The sequence below is a fragment of the Thermanaeromonas sp. DSM 22490 genome (genome assembly GCF_056378755.1).
On record NZ_JBJHHE010000029.1, the window covers coordinates 1 to 17,803 of the forward strand.

The 17,803-nt window shown below is 56.1% G+C and carries 18 protein-coding genes and 1 pseudogene; 1 reads left to right on the forward strand and 18 read right to left on the reverse strand.

The features are described 5' to 3' along the window. The 15 genes from AC1BI1_RS13475 to AC1BI1_RS13545 form a co-directional block, all read right to left on the reverse strand. Positions 1 to 170: alcohol dehydrogenase catalytic domain-containing protein (locus AC1BI1_RS13475; protein ID WP_476717852.1), on the reverse strand; the 170-nt coding region annotated here is incomplete at its 3' end. Then, the gene (locus AC1BI1_RS13480; protein ID WP_476717826.1) at positions 155 to 367 is read right to left on the reverse strand and encodes a FadR/GntR family transcriptional regulator; all 213 of its coding nucleotides are present in this window, start codon (positions 365 to 367) and stop codon (positions 155 to 157) included. The genes AC1BI1_RS13475 and AC1BI1_RS13480, both read right to left, overlap by 16 nt. 1 nt (position 368) lies before the next feature. Continuing rightward, entirely contained in the window at positions 369 to 1,454 is a 1,086-nt protein-coding gene (locus tag AC1BI1_RS13485; protein WP_476717827.1) for a hypothetical protein, read from the reverse strand. Positions 1,455 to 1,796: 342 nt separating this feature from the next. Beyond that, positions 1,797 to 3,371: an IS66 family transposase gene (tnpC, locus tag AC1BI1_RS13490; protein ID WP_476717828.1), complete on the reverse strand. Its 1,575-nt coding sequence runs from the start codon at positions 3,369 to 3,371 to the stop codon at positions 1,797 to 1,799. 80 nt (positions 3,372 to 3,451) lie between these two features. Next, on the reverse strand, positions 3,452 to 3,808 hold the full coding sequence (gene tnpB / locus AC1BI1_RS13495) for an IS66 family insertion sequence element accessory protein TnpB (RefSeq protein WP_476717829.1): 357 nt from the start codon (positions 3,806 to 3,808) through the stop codon (positions 3,452 to 3,454). Then, positions 3,802 to 4,122 (reverse strand): IS66 family insertion sequence element accessory protein TnpA, encoded by a 321-nt coding sequence (gene tnpA, locus AC1BI1_RS13500; RefSeq protein ID WP_476717830.1) that lies wholly within the window; start codon positions 4,120 to 4,122, stop codon positions 3,802 to 3,804. Before tnpA ends, tnpB begins: the two co-directional genes overlap by 7 nt. Before the next feature lie 84 nt (positions 4,123 to 4,206). After that, complete coding sequence (locus AC1BI1_RS13505; protein WP_476717831.1) at positions 4,207 to 4,407, reverse strand: hypothetical protein; 201 nt, start codon at positions 4,405 to 4,407, stop codon at positions 4,207 to 4,209. Between the two features lie 59 nt (positions 4,408 to 4,466). Then, positions 4,467 to 4,589 (reverse strand): hypothetical protein, encoded by a 123-nt coding sequence (locus tag AC1BI1_RS13510; protein ID WP_476717832.1) that lies wholly within the window; start codon positions 4,587 to 4,589, stop codon positions 4,467 to 4,469. 303 nt (positions 4,590 to 4,892) lie between these two features. Next, positions 4,893 to 7,868, reverse strand: coding sequence for an ATP-binding protein (locus AC1BI1_RS13515; RefSeq protein ID WP_476717833.1), 2,976 nt, complete (start codon positions 7,866 to 7,868; stop codon positions 4,893 to 4,895). Between the two features lie 16 nt (positions 7,869 to 7,884). Next, positions 7,885 to 8,691: a hypothetical protein gene (locus AC1BI1_RS13520; RefSeq protein ID WP_476717834.1), complete on the reverse strand. Its 807-nt coding sequence runs from the start codon at positions 8,689 to 8,691 to the stop codon at positions 7,885 to 7,887. Then, entirely contained in the window at positions 8,603 to 10,885 is a 2,283-nt protein-coding gene (locus AC1BI1_RS13525; RefSeq protein WP_476717835.1) for a DUF1156 domain-containing protein, read from the reverse strand. Before AC1BI1_RS13525 ends, AC1BI1_RS13520 begins: the two co-directional genes overlap by 89 nt. A gap of 186 nt (positions 10,886 to 11,071) precedes the next feature. After that, positions 11,072 to 11,710 carry a DUF6338 family protein gene (locus AC1BI1_RS13530; RefSeq protein ID WP_476717836.1) on the reverse strand — a complete coding sequence of 213 codons (639 nt, stop codon included), beginning with the start codon at positions 11,708 to 11,710 and terminating at the stop codon, positions 11,072 to 11,074. 26 nt (positions 11,711 to 11,736) lie between these two features. After that, positions 11,737 to 15,162, reverse strand: a complete 3,426-nt coding sequence (locus AC1BI1_RS13535; protein WP_476717837.1) for a helicase-related protein — start codon at positions 15,160 to 15,162, stop codon at positions 11,737 to 11,739. Then, positions 15,159 to 15,500 (reverse strand): ApeA N-terminal domain 1-containing protein, encoded by a 342-nt coding sequence (locus tag AC1BI1_RS13540; protein ID WP_476717838.1) that lies wholly within the window; start codon positions 15,498 to 15,500, stop codon positions 15,159 to 15,161. The genes AC1BI1_RS13535 and AC1BI1_RS13540 overlap by 4 nt, the downstream gene beginning before the upstream one ends. Continuing rightward, on the reverse strand, positions 15,497 to 15,787 hold the full coding sequence (locus tag AC1BI1_RS13545) for a hypothetical protein (RefSeq protein WP_476717839.1): 291 nt from the start codon (positions 15,785 to 15,787) through the stop codon (positions 15,497 to 15,499). Before AC1BI1_RS13545 ends, AC1BI1_RS13540 begins: the two co-directional genes overlap by 4 nt. Here AC1BI1_RS13545 and AC1BI1_RS13550 point away from each other — a divergent pair. Then, positions 15,735 to 15,926: a hypothetical protein gene (locus AC1BI1_RS13550; protein ID WP_476717854.1), complete on the forward strand. Its 192-nt coding sequence runs from the start codon at positions 15,735 to 15,737 to the stop codon at positions 15,924 to 15,926. The genes AC1BI1_RS13545 and AC1BI1_RS13550 overlap by 53 nt on opposite strands. An 8-nt stretch (positions 15,927 to 15,934) precedes the next feature. Here the strand turns inward: AC1BI1_RS13550 and AC1BI1_RS13555 are convergent, their stop codons facing one another. The 3 genes and pseudogenes from AC1BI1_RS13555 to AC1BI1_RS13565 all read right to left on the reverse strand — a co-directional run bounded on the left by AC1BI1_RS13555 (position 15,935) and on the right by AC1BI1_RS13565 (position 17,759). Beyond that, the gene (locus AC1BI1_RS13555) at positions 15,935 to 16,261 is read right to left on the reverse strand and encodes a hypothetical protein (RefSeq protein WP_476717840.1); all 327 of its coding nucleotides are present in this window, start codon (positions 16,259 to 16,261) and stop codon (positions 15,935 to 15,937) included. Between the two features lie 243 nt (positions 16,262 to 16,504). Then, positions 16,505 to 16,690, reverse strand: a pseudogene (locus AC1BI1_RS13560) (DEAD/DEAH box helicase family protein); the annotation flags it as partial. A 145-nt stretch (positions 16,691 to 16,835) separates the two neighbouring features. Beyond that, positions 16,836 to 17,759, reverse strand: coding sequence for an ADP-ribosylglycohydrolase family protein (locus AC1BI1_RS13565; RefSeq protein WP_476717841.1), 924 nt, complete (start codon positions 17,757 to 17,759; stop codon positions 16,836 to 16,838). Between the last annotated feature and the right edge of the window lie 44 nt (positions 17,760 to 17,803).

The window sequence follows — 17,803 nt, forward strand, 5'->3', positions numbered from 1 at the left end:
TATTCCGCAAAGGCGCCGTCCAACTCATACCCCAGGGTGGTGCGGTGTACGCATATGTTGCTCCGCCCGGCATTGCAAGCATAGCAAGTCCCGCACGGTATGACCGGGTAGACGGTGACCCTGTCTCCGAGTTTAAAGTCTTCTACCCCCTGCCCTACTTCGGCGATAATGCCCGAGAACTGCCCAGGGTACTTAACTTTTGTAGAGTTGAGCGCACCGAGATACGGCTCACCCCAAACATCTTGGCCAGCTCGTTTTCCGAGGGGATTTTGCTGCCCGGCGGCCAGTTGCCGTTAAAAATTTGCTCCCTCATCTGCTCGAATACCGCCTGGCTGACGTTAACCTTGGGAATGCGCTTGATGGTCATGTTAATTTTCTCTCCCGGTATATAGTGCTTTGATAAAGCGGCTAAGTTCCTGAGCCCTCTCTACTGTCTCGGCCACAATATTTAAGAAAAGACCTCGCCGAGGAAGTTTGGCGCCTATTGCTTCTATATCTTCTTCATCCAGAGACCCCCAGATAATGAGATTTTTCTTCTCCAGTACCCGTAAGAATTCCGGTATCATTTCTTTAATTGATGGCCCGCCCACATCTTTATTGATCTCAATAGCTTTTAGCTCTTCCAGATTAAGTAGATCGTCCAGAATAAAGAAGGAAGCAGGATGTAAGTGAACGGCGCTGTAAGGATAAGTACCTGAGAGCATCCTGTCACATTCTAGGAAGAACTGCCGGTACAGGTTGGGCGAACATAAAGCAGCCAGATCTTCCTGGAACCATATACACTTTCCTGGTGTCCAAACCGGATAAAACCCCAGGCTATAACCCCCGTGAAAGGCCGGTACCCTTTCCATCAGAGCAGCTATAACTTCCTGGATTACTCTGGTGGCCTCTAAGGCCAGATGCTTCATGACTACAGGGTAATCAAAAAGGTGATAAACAAACTTATCTTGGCCCAAGATAGTGCCCAGAATATCTGTAGGGCCCCGCATTATGGGCTCGCCAATAGGAAAACGGCCGGCGGATTTTTCTATCAATTTATCTATAAATTCGATGAATTTCTTAAACCATGGATTATCCCTGTTAAGTTGCAGCTTGCTTATTGCTTCAGGACACTCCGCATAGGGCTTGGCCCAAAAACTCTCTTCCGAACTATAAATTTCACATCCTAAGATAGCTTCCATCCATGGTATACCCGTAAAAGGTTCCGCGCACCAAAAGGCGTCCTGATCTACCTGTAAACTTTCTTGGTACATTCTTTCATAATCCTCTAAGTAGTCTTCCACCGGGAAATCCTCCGGTGTTACCCGCCGCGGCCGCGCTAGCAGCGGAGCGGCCGCCTTAAAGCTCTGGCTAAAAAAATAATTGCTAATGCGAAAGCCTACGAGTGGGCGATCCAGCTCTTCTCCCTGCCAGAAAGCGAGATGCCGCTTAATCTTTTCTTTATCACTCAGCACAGGGATTTCCCTCATTTCTTTCTAAGTCTATAGTCATAAGTTGTAATACAACTTATTTAAATGTATATATTCGCCCTCTCCGCCCAATCTCCTGCCAGTTTGGAAAAAATTTTACTTCGCTAGTTTAAAATTCTAAAATAGCGCCATAGTGGGCTGACTTGACTGAACGGGCATAAAGTCCCAGAAAACCTTGGGTTATCTTCGACGCCGTCTTGCGCCAGGACTGCCGCCTCTTCTCTAGCTCCTCTTCGTAAGCGTCAAATACTACCCACCTTGTTGGGTTGTAGTAGTAAGCATAAAAGAACCCCTACCGAATCATCCAAGGTAGGGGCTAAAACAAGCTTAATTATTCATCCGGCAAACGGGGGGCAGAGTTTCCGCCCACGGCAGGAGTTGATCCAGGGCTTCTTTATCCTGCGGGTCCAGGTTGGGAAGTTTTTCGAAGAGGTAAATGAGATGGTGGAAGGGATTTAACCCGTTTTCCTTGGCTGTTTCTATGATGCTGTAGATAATAGCGCTAGCTTTAGCACCCCGAGGGGTGTTGGCAAATAACCAGTTCTTACGGCCAATAACAAAGGGTTTTATAGAACGCTCGCTGCGGTTGTTACCAATTTCTAAACGCCCGTCTTGTAAAAAGGCGACAAGTTTCTCCCATTGGCCCAGGCAATAGTAAACCGCCTGCCCAAAGGCACTTTTGGGCAGCACCTGCGCTTTCTGCTTCTTAAGCCAGGCTAAAAACTCGTCCAGCTCTGGTTTGCTGCGCTCCTGCCGGATTTGATATCGTTCTTCCGGGGTTTTGTCTTTAAGCTCGCGCTCTAGGGCAAAAAGCCGGTTGCAGAACTCCAGCCCCTCCCGGGCTGTCACTGCTGCATGGCGTTTTTCCTCCGGCAGGGCTTTTAAAGCTTCGTCAAACTTGCGCCGGGCATGGGCCCAGCAGCCTACCAGGGTGACCTCGGAAAGTCCATTGTAACCTTCATAGCCGTCAACATGCAAATAGCCCTTAAAACCTTTTAGAAACCGGCGGGGGTGTTTGCCGGCCCGGGTGGTCTGGTAGTCGTAGAGGATAATCGGGGGACCGTCCCGCCCGGTACGGTAAAGCCAGAGGAATGATTTGGTGGTAGGCTCTCTTCCCGGTTCATGGAGTACCTGCAACGTGGTCTCATCGGCATGGAGGATGTCTCTTTTGAGGAGGTGTTCATGGAGACGGTCGTAAATAAGGGTTAAGTAGGTGTTAGCTCCATGGAGCACCCAGTTGGCCATGGTCTGCCGGGAAAGGGCTATCCCCCAACTTTTAAACTGCTGCTCCTGGCGGTATAGGGGTAATCCTGCCCCGTATTTCTGGGTCATGATGTAGCTAAGAAGCGAGGGAGATACCGGGCTTCCCGGAAGTACAGGAGCAGGCATGGGCGCTGTGATAACCGGGGTGGTTACCTCTTCTTTCTCGCAGCGGCGGCAGGAATAGACGTAGCGCACGTGCTGAACCACTTTCACCTGGGCCGGGATAATTTTGAGCTCTTGCCGTACCTCGGTGCTCATTTCATGTAAAGGGCCACCGCAACACGGGCAGACCCGCTCCTCTTCCGGTAGGCGGTGTTCTACCACCTCAACCGGTAAATCTTCCAGGTTCATCTCCCGGCGGCCGCGCGTTTTACGGCGCTGGTAGGTGATGGTCTCGAAATCCGGTTCAACTGCTTCCGGCCGGGCTTCCGCTTCTGCCTCATTAAAAAGCAAAAGCTGTTGCTCTAAAGGCTCGGCCCTCTCGCTGGAAGAACCGAATTGCCTTTTCTTGCTTAAACGGAACTGCTCCATAAACCAGTTTAACTTGGCGGTAAGTTCGGCAACCTGTTGTTCCAATTGAGCACAGTGCTCTCGCAGTTCTTCTATGGTTATGGTAGCTATAGACTTAGCCGTGTCCATGCTTTAATAATTCGACGAATCAGCCCCAATTCCTCTAGTATCAGCCATAAGGTGAAAATATTTCTTCCTGATGCTTTATATTACAAAATGGTGCGCGCTTTTACCTCGGGATGGGCTTTAGGCTGTTTTAGGGGGAGGGCATCGAGCAACCAGCGCAACTCCCGGCGGCTGATGGCGATGGTTGACGAAGTAGCATCTTGAGGCCATATGAATTTGCCCTTCTCCAGCCGGCGGTAATACAGCCAGAACCCATTGTGCTCCCAGTGGAGGATCTTCAGTTTGTCCCTCTTACGGTTGCAGAAAACAAAAAGGCAGGAAGAGAAGGGGTCTAGCTCGAAGCCTTCCTTGACCAGCACCGCCAGGCCGTCAATAGATTTACGCAAGTCTGTGGCGCCGCAGGCGAGGTAAACCCGGTCGATACCAATTTCGTTTAGCATAAGCCTACCAGCACCTGTACTACCTGGGTGAGTAAGGCCGGGTCAAAGCCGGGTCTTACTTCGATGCTAGCCGGTCCTATTTTGACCAGTAGGGACTGTTCTGAAAAACCTTGCTCGCTTATTTCTATTGGCAGCCACCGGTTGGATTTCCCCGAGGAAACTGCGTTCTGGTTCTTATACTTCCGCAGCCAGTACCATAACTGCCTGGGGCTAATACCCTCATGGGAGGCGCACCATGCTTTAACGCTTTGCCCGCTTTCCCTGTATTCGGCTATGCGAGCTTCCCACAGTTTTTGTAATTCGGCTCTGGTCATAAGGGGAATCCTCCTCAGTTAGTTTTCTGAGGAAGATTATCCCTTAAACCTGACGACAGTGCCAAGGTGGGTTGTATTTGACGCTTACTGTTCAACACGGATCTGAACGGTTCCAACCTGTACATCAATCTTGGCAACAGGTCGGCCAAGGTCGCCTCGCCAGATGTCGTCTGGAATACCAGACTGGGCCACTATACGGTATAAGCCAGTCGGCTTCCCCCATATTCCTTTGGCCTTGAGGAGCGCCACAATCTCTGCTGGCGTCCGCGATTCCGGAAAATCCACGAGAAGTGCCGGACCGCCGGCTATTTCCCATTGATATTCTGGCTGCTTGGAGAAGTCCGCTATTGCATAACCATCACGTGCAACCAGGCAAAAAAGCTGCGAGGAGTAAAGGTATGGAGATACATGTAAGGGCGGGTAACCGCCACCTGTCGGTGGGGAATCAACGAACGCACGGTATTCACGACGATATGCCTCCACGTACGAGGCGAGATAGCGTGCGATTTGCGTCAGCGTGACAATAGCCATTGATCAGGAACTCGCACCCCCTAATGGCGCGTACAAATCCTTCTTAGGGATAACGACTTTTTCAGAGACCTCTAAGTCTTGAGCCTCCGAGGATCCGCCTGTCGGAAAAAGTTTAGCATTCGCATCGTCTCAAGATAAAGTATGGCTGGATATGTTCCGAGGTCCTCAAAGGGCATGGTAAATGAGGCCCCGCAGGTTCTCAGCTTTGCGCAACAGACCAACTCCCAGAGAAGTAATCCTCACTCTATTGTTATCTCCTCTCCCAACCCCAGCTCCCGCAGCGCCACCCGTGTCTCCTCAATTCTCTGCTCAGAAATGCCGTCCTCTGAGGAATACTCGACGCTAATGGTAATCTTTAGCCCGGGACTGGTGGCAAACTTCGCCAGGACCTTGGTATAGAAATTCATCCACTTTTGCGGCGGTACCTCACCGGCCCAGCGCATCTTGCCGATCCTGCCGGACGGGGCCGGTGGCTGCTCTGGCGGCGATAACGTTTCCTCGCCCCCAGACGTTATCGGCTCGATAACGGTAACCCTGGCGGACCCCCGTATGCCGCCTACCTCGGCGGTAACCACATAGCTGCCGGTACTCTCGTTGGCCTGGAAAACCCCTTGCCGGTCGATTATCCCACCTGTAGCGCTCCACACTACGTTTTCCACGGCGATCTCCCGGTTGTACTGGTCCAGGCCTTTGACCGTGAAGGTATATTTTTCCCCCGGCTTCACTTGTACCTGTGAAGGTGAAACTACCAGGGAGGACAGCTTGGGCGGTTCGATTTGCCTCCTTGCTTCCTGGGCGGTGACGATAAACATATCTTCCGAGAACTCGACGGTTTCGGGGGGCAGGCTGGTATTGAAATAAAACGGGTCGTAGCCGCCAGTTCCTGTCTTGCCCACGTAGGCAATAATCCCGCTGGCCACGCCCCGGGAAATGGTATCTTTCAAGACCTCCGGGTTCAGCAAGCGGGGAAACTGGGGCGATGCGTAAAAGGCGTTCCGTACAGCCTTGGTACTCCACTCCTTAAAGGCTGGCGGCCAATTTCGTACGAGGAAGTTGGGGCTGACGCCATCTTCTATGTCCCCATCTTGCCGGAGGCGGTTTAAAATCAAGCTCACCATCGATTCGGCGGCGCTTGAGTGCACCAGTCCCAGATCCACCACCCGGAGGCTGTTGTCCTTCCCAAGCAGGACGATGTTTTTGTAGGACCGCCAGACGCACTCTCTCAGATCACGCTGGGCCTTCTTCAGGTTTTCCGCCAGTTGCCGCTTTTGGGCGTCGTCCAGACGCAACTCGTCTTCCTCGTCTTTGATGTCCTCCCAGGCCAGGAGTTTGCGGGCTTCTTCTCGCAGCGCAGCGTCGCTGTCGGCAACGGCGAAGATGAGAGCACTCTTAAAGGTCCGAGAAGAGGTACCGTGCTCCCAGATCAGTGCCTTCACCAGTTCCAGAGTCCTTGGATCCTCCAGAGTCTGGTCAGGCGCCAGCACCACCAGGGTAAGCGCGGCCCGGTCGGGGATCTGGCCCGATTTCTCCGGGAAATAGACCATGTCCAAGCTTCTGCCGGTACCAAAGACCGCTTCGATTTCCTTTTTCACCCGCTCGTCAATTCTCTCCTGCTTGATGTTGGCCCGGCGGTCAGCCAGGAGCTTATTCAGGTTCGGCGAGAGGCTAAAGCGGTAGCGATTTCGTTCTACGGTCAGGTAGTAACAAGTGGAGGCCAGCGTTTCCAGGACCGTTTCGACGTGGCCGATGTCCAAGTCGGGGTCAGCAACGGCCAGGCGGATTTCTGGCACGGTGGCTTCGCCTCGGGCCTGGCCGCCGTTGGACTCGAAGAAGATGACGGTAGCGGCCTTGCGGTGCAGCCGTGCCCTTTTGACGGCGTCTACGGCTTCCTTATCCAGACGGACGGCGTGGGAGTCGTTTTTCCCGCAGATATCCGTGGTCACAGCTACCTCCAGCCTAGACTCCCCCAGTTGCTCGAACACCGCCGCCCGGAACAACGGGTCATCAAGGGGAGCCGTTCCTAGGCTGATGAGCGGGTCGCGGTGCGCCCCCTGATAACCCTCCCGGTAAGCCCGGGAAACCCAGAGCGCCAGCAACCGGAGGATGCCCCGCGTCTGCTGGAAGCGCGGCAAAGCCTGCCACTTGCGCTCGAACACCGAGAGCACCGCCGGGTGGAAGGGATAGGTGGTCGCGAAGGCCTCTCGGGCGTGATCTATGGGAAACCAACCGGGGAGCTGTTGGCGGTGGTTCACCACCCAGGCGGCATAGGCGTTGCAGACCTGTAGGGCGTCACGATTCAACAGCACCCTGCCGTCCTCGCCTATGGCGCGGGGGTCCCATTCAAAAAGCCGGCGACGGATGATCTCTGAGGTTTCGGCCTCGGCGGACATGACCACCGGCTTACCGAGCCGGTCCAAGAGCTTCTTTAAGCACTCGTAGTCGGACTGGTCCTCCGCGGTCATCTCTAGTTCGGAGGCCGGGAGGGAAACCGCCAAGACCACGTTGTCCATACCCCTGGCCGTTTCGGATAGGTTCTGCAAAAAGTCATAAAGTTGGGCGGACAGCCCCATACGGCGGTAACGGCTAACGTAATTCATTAGCTCGTCCATAAGAATCAGGCAGGGCCGGTCCTGGGGGAGGAATTTACGGATCACATCTCCAGCCGGGGCAATCATCTTCTCCTCGTGCTCGGCGACCACAGCCAGACCCCGCTCGCCGGCCAACTGAAAGGCGATTTCTCCCCAAGGCGTCTTACGCAGCGGCGTGCCATCGCTTCCCCCGCGGCCGATGAGGGAGTCGAATTCGGTGCCGACAAAGACGGCGGTGGCCGCCCGAGGCACCGCCCTTACCCCGGCCTGGGCTAAAAGCTTATCCACACCCGGCCAGCGGCTGGCGGCCGGGCCGTTTTGGGCCAGGTGATAGAGCAGCGTGAGGGCGTGGGTCTTACCCCCGCCGAACTGGGTACTCATGTTGAAAACGGCTGAGGTCTCGGTCTTAATACCTGACAGGCGCCGTATCACCTCTACGGCCAGGGCAGTAAGATTTTTAGTAAGATAGGTACGGGCAAAGAACCGTTGCGGATCCTGGTAATCTAGAGGTGCCCGCCCGTCGCGTACCTGGTCCAGGTGCACCGCAAACTCGGCCGCGTCCAGGGGCCGGCCTTCACGCAGGTCCTCACGGGGTGTCACTACCTTGTACCAGGGTTTAAGGGCCATGCCATCACCCCCATTATTAGAATCCGAGGCTTTTCTTACGGGCCAATACACCATCCACCCAGCGCTTTTCCTCGGAGTTAGCAGGGTAAAGGGCCGAGAGAGCCTGGGCTAGGCGCCAGAAGCGCTGGTCGCGCCCTACCCCATCTTCTACTAGAAACCGTTTCAGGGCTTCCCCGCGGCCGGCCGCAAAAAGGAGCATGCTCTGGTGGAGGCGATCCAGCACCGTGGCCCCCGGAGAAAAGACCGGTACCTCTGTTGGCGCGGCCGCGTCTCCTTCCCCTTGTGTCTCGGGTACAAAAATCCGCAGCTGGACCGCCTGCTTCTTTTTCCGTCCCGCGGCCTGACCTGCGCTCTTGCCGAAGAGATAGCGGCTGCGCTCCGCCACAGGTAGAAGCCGGGCGGTTTCTCCTTTAATCTCCATCAGGGTAGTCAGGTTCTCCAGATGCACACCCAGCCCCTGGGCAATCTTACGGGCGGCATCATACTCCAGGACAAAGCCCCGGATTTTGGTTGGTCTGGCGACTCCTTCCTCGTCATCCACACTTTCCTCAGCTTCGAGGCCCAACTCTAGCTGGCTCCCGGCAGGCCCGTTGCCGTTGGCGCCGGTGGACAGGGTCCACAGCCACATGGCCGTCAGCCGGGCATCCTCCTCAAAGCCGGTAGTATCGGCGCCCTCGAAGATCATACTTAGGGCCTCCCTGGCTACGGCTGCCCAGACGTGCTCCAGATATTCCCTAAGGGTGACCACCTCGCCGCTGGCCTTTTCCACCCGGGAGTAGCGAGAAGATCTCCAAGGCCGGACCCAGGCAGGCAAAAATGGCATCCGCCCCTACCACCCCCTCTTTAGCCAGCCGCGGCAGCCACTCATGAATGCGCCGAGGGAGTTCCTGCAATACGTCCCGCCAGTCGCCGACATTATCCCGTACAGAACCATTGAGGTTCTCCCGTGGACGGCAGACCAGGTGGATGGAGGAGGCCAGGGCGGCGGAGTTGCGTGCGCGCAGGCGGGTTTCCATCTCGGTATCAATGGGCCAGGAGGCGGTAATAGTCCAGCCCGCGTCAATCATAGCTTGGAGCATGGCCTCCCAGCCGGACGTGCTCTTGTGGGCGAAGACCACCACCCCCACCCCTGTTGGGTTTAAAATGCGCCGGCCCTCGGCCATCGCCTGAGTCATTTTTTGCTCAAACCACTTCCCATCCTTGTGCGAGTAGCGAACTGGATCCCAACCAGCCATTTCGCAGATTTCATCTTCTTTAGGTGTCAGTGGATCACGGAATAGGTCTGGATAGCAGTTCCCAATGGTTCGTCTGAGCCAAACGTAAAAGAAGTCGGACAGGTCAGCATAAGGTACAGAGTTATAGTAGGGTGGGTCGGTGATAAAAGCGTCTGCTGCGCTGTCGGGTAGGAGCTGGGTGGTCACAGAGGCTTGCTGGGAATGGGCGTAAGCTTCATTGGTAGCGAGGTTCGACTCTTGCTCACAGACGCCCAACACCCAGTCTACCGCACCTTCGTAGCCCCCCGTTGCGCCGGAAAAGGGATTGACCTCACTGAAATCCCACACCATGGGAATAGCTTGCCGAGAAAAGAGGCCCTCCACCTTTTCACCCCTTACATTCCAGCGCGAAAGACTCGTTAAAGCGTTGGCCTCCCGGTCCACAGCCAGGGCCAGGCAAGTCTGTACAGCGGGTCCCAGAAAACTCTTTCGTTCGGCCAACCTTTCCCCCGCCTCGCGTACCAGCCGCACCAACGTGGTTAGGGCCAGCGACTGCCGTGGGGTAAACAGGCTCCCCCACGTATCATGGCCATATATGGGGGCATTAAAGACCCCGCTCATTACAGGCAACGCTTCATCCGGTACCAGGCTCAACGGCCCCTGGTGCTCTGTCTTGCGCCGTTCCAGTTCCGCCGCCGCCTTCCTCACCGCCTCCAGGTCCCTCTCGGTGGGCAGGCGGTAGAACCGCCCCTGCTGGCCGGGCCGAGTGGTAACCACGCAGAACAAGCGGGCGTCTGTCGCACCGCCCCGGCGTTCCTTTAACTGGCGCCGCACCGAGGCCACTGGCGTGGTATATCCGCACACGGGGCAGGTGGCCGAGCCCCGGCGCACCGTGCCCTCGACTACGTCTGGGGCCTTGGCATTCTCGATAATCTCGAAGTCCACCCGCTTTTCCTTCCGGTTGGGAATCAACCGCAGGGCCACCGAGCGGCCCCCCTTTTTGGCCAGCCACAGGGAGCGGATCAGCGGCACCTCGGCGCCGCACCCCGGTCCTTCGCACCGGATGGTCCGAGCCCAGAGGTAGGCGATCGGCGTGGCCCCGTCGGAGTCTTTGGGGTAGAACTCAGCCAATTCTTTTTCGGCTTCCTTCCTTACCCACTCGCCCCACTTGCGTACTTCATCCACCAGCTGCTGGCCGTATTTTGGGATATACTCCAGCACTACCTTGTTTAAAAGCACGGCAACCGGGTTCAGGTCACTGGCGAAGACATCTGCTCCCACCCGCAGAGCCTCCAAGGGAATGGATCCACCGCCAGCAAAGGGGTCCACCACCAGCGGCTTAGTACCCGGCACGCCACCCAGGGCTTCGTGAGCCGCCTGAGTCAAGGCGCGACTTGTCTCCAGGTACTCCCGGCGGGTGGAATTGTCCCAGTTGGAGAAGTCGGCGATGAAGTCCAGGAGGGCTGTACGCAGCTCTTCATTAACATTTAGCTTCTCGGGGTTTTTATGGTAACTCATAAAGCGTTCGAAGCTTTCCACCCCCAAGAGCCCCAGGTAGTCCGTGGCCCACTTCCGCATCCAGAAGCGGGCCGCCTGCCGGAAAGCCTCCGGGCACAGGGGGTCGGCCGGATCGGGCCACAGCGCGGCGCAGATTACCGCCCGGCAGGCCGCCAGGGGCCGTCGCGCCCACCAGATGTGTAAGGTGGAAATATGCCCGTGCCGGATGCTCTTTTCCCGCCGGGCGTGCTCGGAAATGCGCTTGATCGGCAGGTCAACTTCGATCAACCGCTTAGGATAATCCATCGTTCGTCTTACTCCTTTTTGTCATCAGAGGCCCGTGGCGGTATAATATTTGAACCGCCTCGCGGTGGGTTTTTCCCCTCAGGGCGTCCAATGCCCTGGGGCTGATAGCCCTTCTTAATAATGTCTGACGGTCGGTAACCACCACTTCCTTGTTTTGGCTGATAGCCCTCTTCCAAGCGCAGTCGCCTATTTTTGCTCCGCATTTGTTTCCACCTCCCCTTCCTTCCAGAATTCGATATGTTTTATCTGGTCCCCTCGTATCAAGACCCCGTCGTTTTGCGGTATGCGTTGCCAGGGTTCATCACTGTTAACTTTAAACACCTCTTGTATATATAAGTCTCGTTCACCTGGCTCAGAAGAGGCAAACGATTTGCTACCAAAAAGCCCGGCAACTTGACTGCCATCTTTCATAGTGACAAGTATCCAAACTGGCTTATCGGTCTTGCTGAATTTATAATCCCATGCGGTAGGAATAGGATGTACTGGATTGAAACCGCATCTCTGTAACGCTTTCCTAAAAGTTTCTTTGTAATGGAAATGCGCTACAATAGCCCCAACTACTATCGGACTGACAAGGATAATAAGCCACCAGACAATAGCAGCACAGATGGGATTTTTTATGAAAAAATCGAGTTTGATCAACAGGTAAATAAGCCATGACCAGAGTGCGTAGTTAAAACAACTTAAGGTGAGGAAACGAATCAAGGATAGTTCTACCTGCTCTCCTCTTTGAGGAACGAATATAGAAAGCGTAGCATGTAGAATAAAGCCTGGCACTATAAACGCAAGGGTATAAAAAAGTGTTTGAAAACCGTTTATAGTCATTTGGCTACCAATCCCGAACCATTGAATTACGGCGTACCCGCACTTAGGACCTTTCCCGGTTTTACATAATAGTGCTCAATCTTCACCAGCGGCTCCCAGCCCAGGCGGACCGGGTCCTGAATGGCGTGAATCTCTGGAGCCGAAGCGCAGTTGAACACTACGTAAAGCCAGTAGTCTTTCCTCAGGCGTTCGGCCGTCTTGTACTCGTTAGCAGTGAGGGCGATTTCGCCAACACCGGCGCGGCCTTTCACCTCGATGAAACGGACCTCGATGGCCGTCTCCGGGTCCTCCGGGTGCGGCCGACGCGAGATAAGGTCAAAGCCCCGGTTCTCGTTTTCCACGCTTACCACATTCCAGCCTCTGGCCTTCTCGTAAGCGATTACGGCTTCTACGGCGATCCGTTCGATCTCCTCATCGCGCACCATGGTGGCGATGTCAGGGGAAGTGCGTTCCGGGTGAGGTAAGACCCAGGCCCGCCCGTGATGCTGAACGGCGGCGATGGTGCAGTGGCGTTCCTTTTGCAGCTCCTCCCGCCGACGCTCCAGGCGGGCGTTTAACTCATCCAGACGATCTTCCGTTGTTTTGATATTCGCCGCCAGAAGGGGGCTTTGATCCCCGGCCTGCTGGGCCTCTAGAAGCTGAGCCATCCGCAGGTTCTGCCGGTGGATGAGCTCGTTGAGGCTGATCTCTAGGTGCCTGGCGATAGTTTCGATCTCCTTCTGGCGCTGAGCCGTAACCTCTTCCAGGAAGGGCTGCAGGGCCTTAGTGACCAGGGCTTCTTCGACTCGGGAACGGTCTGGCAGCAAACTGTCGTCCGGGACGGCCGTTCCCTTGGGCGCTGGGATCAGGTCCAGGAAGATAGTAGGCTGCCGTATGCTCATGGTGCCGTTCATAGTTGTCTCTACTATGAACAGGCGCCGGTGAAGGATGTGTCCCCGGCCGTCCCGCACGGCCGCAGAAAAAACGTCCAGGCAGGCCGGCTCTTGCCGGTGCAGGTCAAAAAAGACGGCTCCGCGGCGCAGGTCGTCTTCTACCCGCTGGAGCACCTCTTCCCGCACGCACTCGAAGAGCGCATGACCAGGGGTAACCCATTCCAGGGTAGGGTCATGTTGTAGGAGTTTCTTATCGAAGACAATCTGCTTGTACTCGCGGCCGAGCTTGCCAAAGCGGGGCTCCAGTCGTTCGCCAAGCGGCCAAAGGGTCCGCGGTATCCGGCCAATGCGGTAGATATGGGAGCCCTTACGTAATTCCCGGGGCTGAACCCCGGCTAGTGGCGCGGCTTTGAGAAAGAAGTCCTCGATGACTTCCGGCACCAGACGCCGCTCCTTAGCCTCTGCCGACCTGGCGACGATGGCCGAGAGGTTGAGTTCTCGCTTGGCCAAACCTTCGAGGGCGGAATGGGTGATCCGACGGAAACGCTCGGTGTCTATCTGCTCGACAATGCGATTCTTGATGACTTCTTCCGTCAGGTTGTGGGCGTACATCTCCCGCAGCATGCGCTCCAGCTGGTTGGCGGGAAATACGTCACCCAAGACGTTGAATACCTTGCCCGTACGTTGAGGGTCGAGGTCTTCCTCGATTTTTCTGATGCGCTCGAAGAGCTTCAGCAGCACGCGGCCCTCGCGGGTATTGGTACTTACGAAGTTAAGGATCAAGCAGTCCTTCTCCTGGCCGTAGCGGTGGATGCGGCCCATGCGTTGCTCCAAGCGGACGGGGTTCCAGGGGATGTCGTAGTTGATCATAAACCAGCAGAATTGTAGGTTAATGCCCTCCCCGGCTGCTTCGGTGGCCACCATAACCTGGCAGTCCTCGCGGAATTCCCGCTCGGCGTAGAGCCGCGTGCCCGGCGTGTCGCGGTCCCCGATCTTCATGCCGCCGTGGATCTGGGCTACCGTGAGGCCCCATTCGCGGAGCTTTTTAACGAGGTAGTCGAGGGTTTCTTTATGCTCGGTGAAAATAAGAAGCTTCATTCTTGGGTCCCGGAAGACCCCTTGGTTGGTGATTACCTCCTTAAGCTTGACCAGCTTGGACTCTACCTCGCGCTCCTCTAAGAGGCGCGCCTGTTCGATCAGCTTCGTGAGTTGAAGCACTTCTTCCCGGAGGGCCACGGGATCTATAGAAGCTACCACGCCTTCCAGTTGGTCGAGGATCTCCTGCTGCTCGTCTTCGGGAAGGTCATCGAAGTCCTCGGGGAGCTTGGCGGCGATTTGCTGCTGCCGGTAGGCCTCAGGATCGGCCAGGATTTTCTCCCGTTTTTCCTTCATGCGCTCCAGGCTCCGTCGCACGGCATAGATGCTGGAAGCGAAGCGGCGCTGTAGCATGGCCATGGTAAAACCCAGAGCCCGTCCTCGGGCCGAGTCATCGTCTGCCGCCCTGATAGATTGATCCTCCACATACCGGGTGAGGGCATCGTAAAAGTCCCATTCGTCCTCGTCAATCTGAAACTCAATGGTTTGGACGTTCCGCTTCGTAAAGAGGGCCTTGACTTCGCCCGTATCGGGATCGGGAAAGGTTACCAGGGCCTCTTTCACCCGGCGAAGGTAAAAGGGAGCCTCCCGGCGCTTCATGGCCTCTTCCAGGCTCTTGATGTCGGCATAGACATCTTTGTCCAGGAGCTCGAGAAACAAGCGGAAGTTTTCTGGGTCGCCCTTGTGCGGGGTAGCGGTCATTAGCAAGTAATGGTCGGTCATGTTTGAAAGCTCTTCCCCGAGCTGATAGGCCAACGTCTTGTTATCGGCGCTATACGCACTCATCTTGTGCGCCTCATCTACGATGACTAGGTCCCAGTGGCTGCGCAGAAGGCTCTCTCTGGCGTCTTCGATCCGGGAAACCCACGAGATAGAAGTAATTACCTGGTTCTTCTCCTGCCACGGATTGGTGCCGTAGCTGGCCCGCAACACGGCTCCACGGACAATCTCGAAGTGCTCGCGGAACTTGTCGTGGAGTTCCCGCTGCCACTGGAAGCACAGGTTAGCAGGGGTAATGATAAGGATGCGGCTAATAAGGCCGCGAATCTTGAGTTCCTTGATGAGCAGGCCAGCCATGATGGTCTTGCCGGCACCGGGATCATCCGCCAGGAGGAAGCGGATGCGGGGCAGCTTCAAGAAGTAGTCGTAGACGGCTTCTAGCTGGTGGGGCAAGGGATCCACGCGGGCGATGGACAGGGTGAAAAAGGGATCGTACTCATAGGCCAGCCCCAGGCGCATGGCTTCCACGCCGAGACGAAACCGGCCGGCATCGCCGTCAAAGGGCTCCTTGTCAGGGGTTATATCCAAGAGGGCCACTTGCTCCGGGGATAAGACGAGTTCGTGAACCTGGCCGGTACGCAGGCCCTTGCCAACCAGCTTGACAGAGCCGCCCAGCGGAACGGCTACAATGACCTGCACCAGCTCCGGAAAGATGGGGCCACGGACGATGGCGTTAGGCTTAAACTTGTCCGCTAGGTTACTCACACTATCTGCCCCCCGCCTCCGTTTTCGGTGCTTCCAAAACTGAAATCCGCAATTGTGCGGAATTTGACGCTCGTAACCCTCCTTGATTTCGCCCTCCCCCTCAAGCTTTGGAAGCTCTTGAGGCTTAAGGCTTCGATCAGCGGTGCCTCAGAGCGATCAATATAACCGGTAACGGTCGTCGGATGCACTGGCCGTCCCATAGCCAGAGCAAAGAAGTTTCTCACATGATATAGCGGATCCCTAAAGTATTCCTCCAAGTGCCGGGGGAACTGGGTCTGACTTCTAGCAAAACCGACTGATTGATATTCGCTCCGGTGAAGGGATGTCCAGAAAATCAAAATGTTGGGATAAAGAAGATCATTGTATCGCCAAGGGGCGCTTTAATCGGCTCAGGTGGGTAATACTCTATGCACCACTTATTGCTAACAGTGCTATCACATGGGAACCTGAACCCGCTTAGTCTAGTCGAATGTTCGAGGCCCGGGTATCCCATGGAAATCCGATCAAACATTATGTCCTTGGTTTGGCCGAAGTGCTCCCCCAAGAGAACTACGGAGGCTCGAAACTCAGCGGTGACTATGCCTGGCGCGCTGAAGCTGGTTCTTGTCTGGATGCACTTGTACAAGATGACCAGTGTTCCTGCTGAGGATGCCGTGTACCAGAAAGGTTGCCACCTAGCGCTCAAAAATGTGACTTGTAGCATTATTACCCTCGGTATTCACGCTATCAATAGACGGGCTTTGCGCAGCCGCCTGACCGCGTAGCGCTTCCCTCAGACTCGATTTAAGCCTCCATCGGCAGACCCCAACAGGCTGTTCCCGACCTCGCGGGCCTCCTGCTGGAGCTTCTCGAGGAGGTCGGCGTACCCCATGTTCAACGGGACGGTCTTCACCTGGGCCATGCTGGCGAGCAGCAGCTCCCGCTCTGAACGCTTTAATCGAACCTCGGCTTCGGTGGCGACTTCAGGCGACTCACGCCAGGCGTGGGGCCAGCAGTGACCGTATTTATACCACTCGCCCATGTCCAACTCCAGGTAAATCCTCCTACTGTCAGAGCGCCCCCTGGCGTAGGCTACGGCATCCTTGCTGTAAAGTTCCACCTAGATGGTACTTTTCGACGTGTCTACGTTGATAAGCCGCACCCTCTACTCACACCCGCCTCCCAGGCGCACGCGAACGGTGTCACCGTGCTGCTACGCGCCTGCGGTGGCGAGAATACATTCGTTGCCCAAATTCTCAGACGACCAGGACACCGTCGTCTGTGCTGGGCCTGGTGGCTCGTCACTTTGCTGTGAAGATTCGACGCGCTGGCTTGGTTTTCCTGCTCTAGATTATCAAATTGAGCGGAGAAGATAATCCACTTTGCGTGCTGCCCCGCGGCGAATACGGTCGCCAACAAGAATGATACGCCCACGTGTGTACTGATAGTCCCGATTGTAGTAAAACTCGCGAATGACTTGCTGGTCTGTCCAACCAGCAGCTTTAAGTTTGGGTTCGATCAGCCTTGCCCGGGTATCTGCTTCGTTCACACCCTCACCTTCTTCCGGTGCCTATCTCATATTACGGGCCCGCGGATACTAAAGGGTGCTCCCCATCAGAAGTTAGGAAATCCAGCGTGTGTCCAACCGCATGTAATCCTCTCTTACTGTAAGTCATAGCCGGACCGTAGTCGTATTACCAGGCAAGAGTAAATATTTTCTCCGCCAAGTTTCGGATTAACTCCCGCCGGGCGATCCTAGCGCGCCATTCCCCGGGAATGCCCTCTTCGCCGTAGTAGGCGCCGGCCAGCTGGCCGTAAACAGCTCCGGTGGTGTCCGCGTCCTCGCCAAGGTTTACGGCCATTAACGCCCCCTCCCGGAAAGAATTGCTCCGGTAGAAGGCCCACAGGGCGGCTTCCAGGGTGGCCACCACATACCCGCTCCCGCGAATTTCCGGCGGGTTGCGCCGCTTAAAAGAACCCCCTGCAACAGCGGCTATTCCTGAAGCCAGGGGAGCTTCTTCCCATATACCCGGTTCAGGAGAATAATAGGGGGACAGAATTTCTTCTTTGGAGGCACCACGAAGGGCTCCCACGATCAAAGCCGCCAGATACCGGCAGGCGTCCACCGCTTCCAGGGCGCCGTGGGTAGTGCGCGAACTCTCCGCCGCCTTCTCTATGGCCTCGCGGGGCCTGCGGGCGTACAACAGGGGAACCGGCGCCAGCCGCATGAGGGAGCCGTTGCCGGCGGTACGTGGATCCATGGACCCGCAGTAGGGCTCCCGCGTCCTCTCATAGCGGGCCAGAGCCGCGCGGACCGTCGCGCCGATGTCGAAGCAAACACCGGTGCTGCTCATATATCCGTCCCGGTACCAGCGCAGGTATCTCTCCATCTGGTCAGCTGGGTCGAACCCCTGGCACTCGACCAGGCTTTCCGCCAGGCAGAGGGCCATTGCGGTGTCGTCGGTCCACTGTCCGGGCTCTAAATTGAAAGGCCCACCCCCGACCATATCTTCGATGGGCGCGAAAGACCCGGGCTCTCTGAATTCCAGGGTAGTTCCCAGGGCGTCTCCCACGGCCAGGCCTATTAAACTCCCGCGGTAGCGCGCGAGCAGTTCCATCAGGATTTCCTTCCTATAGTTCAGTTCCTAGCTACATTTGAACC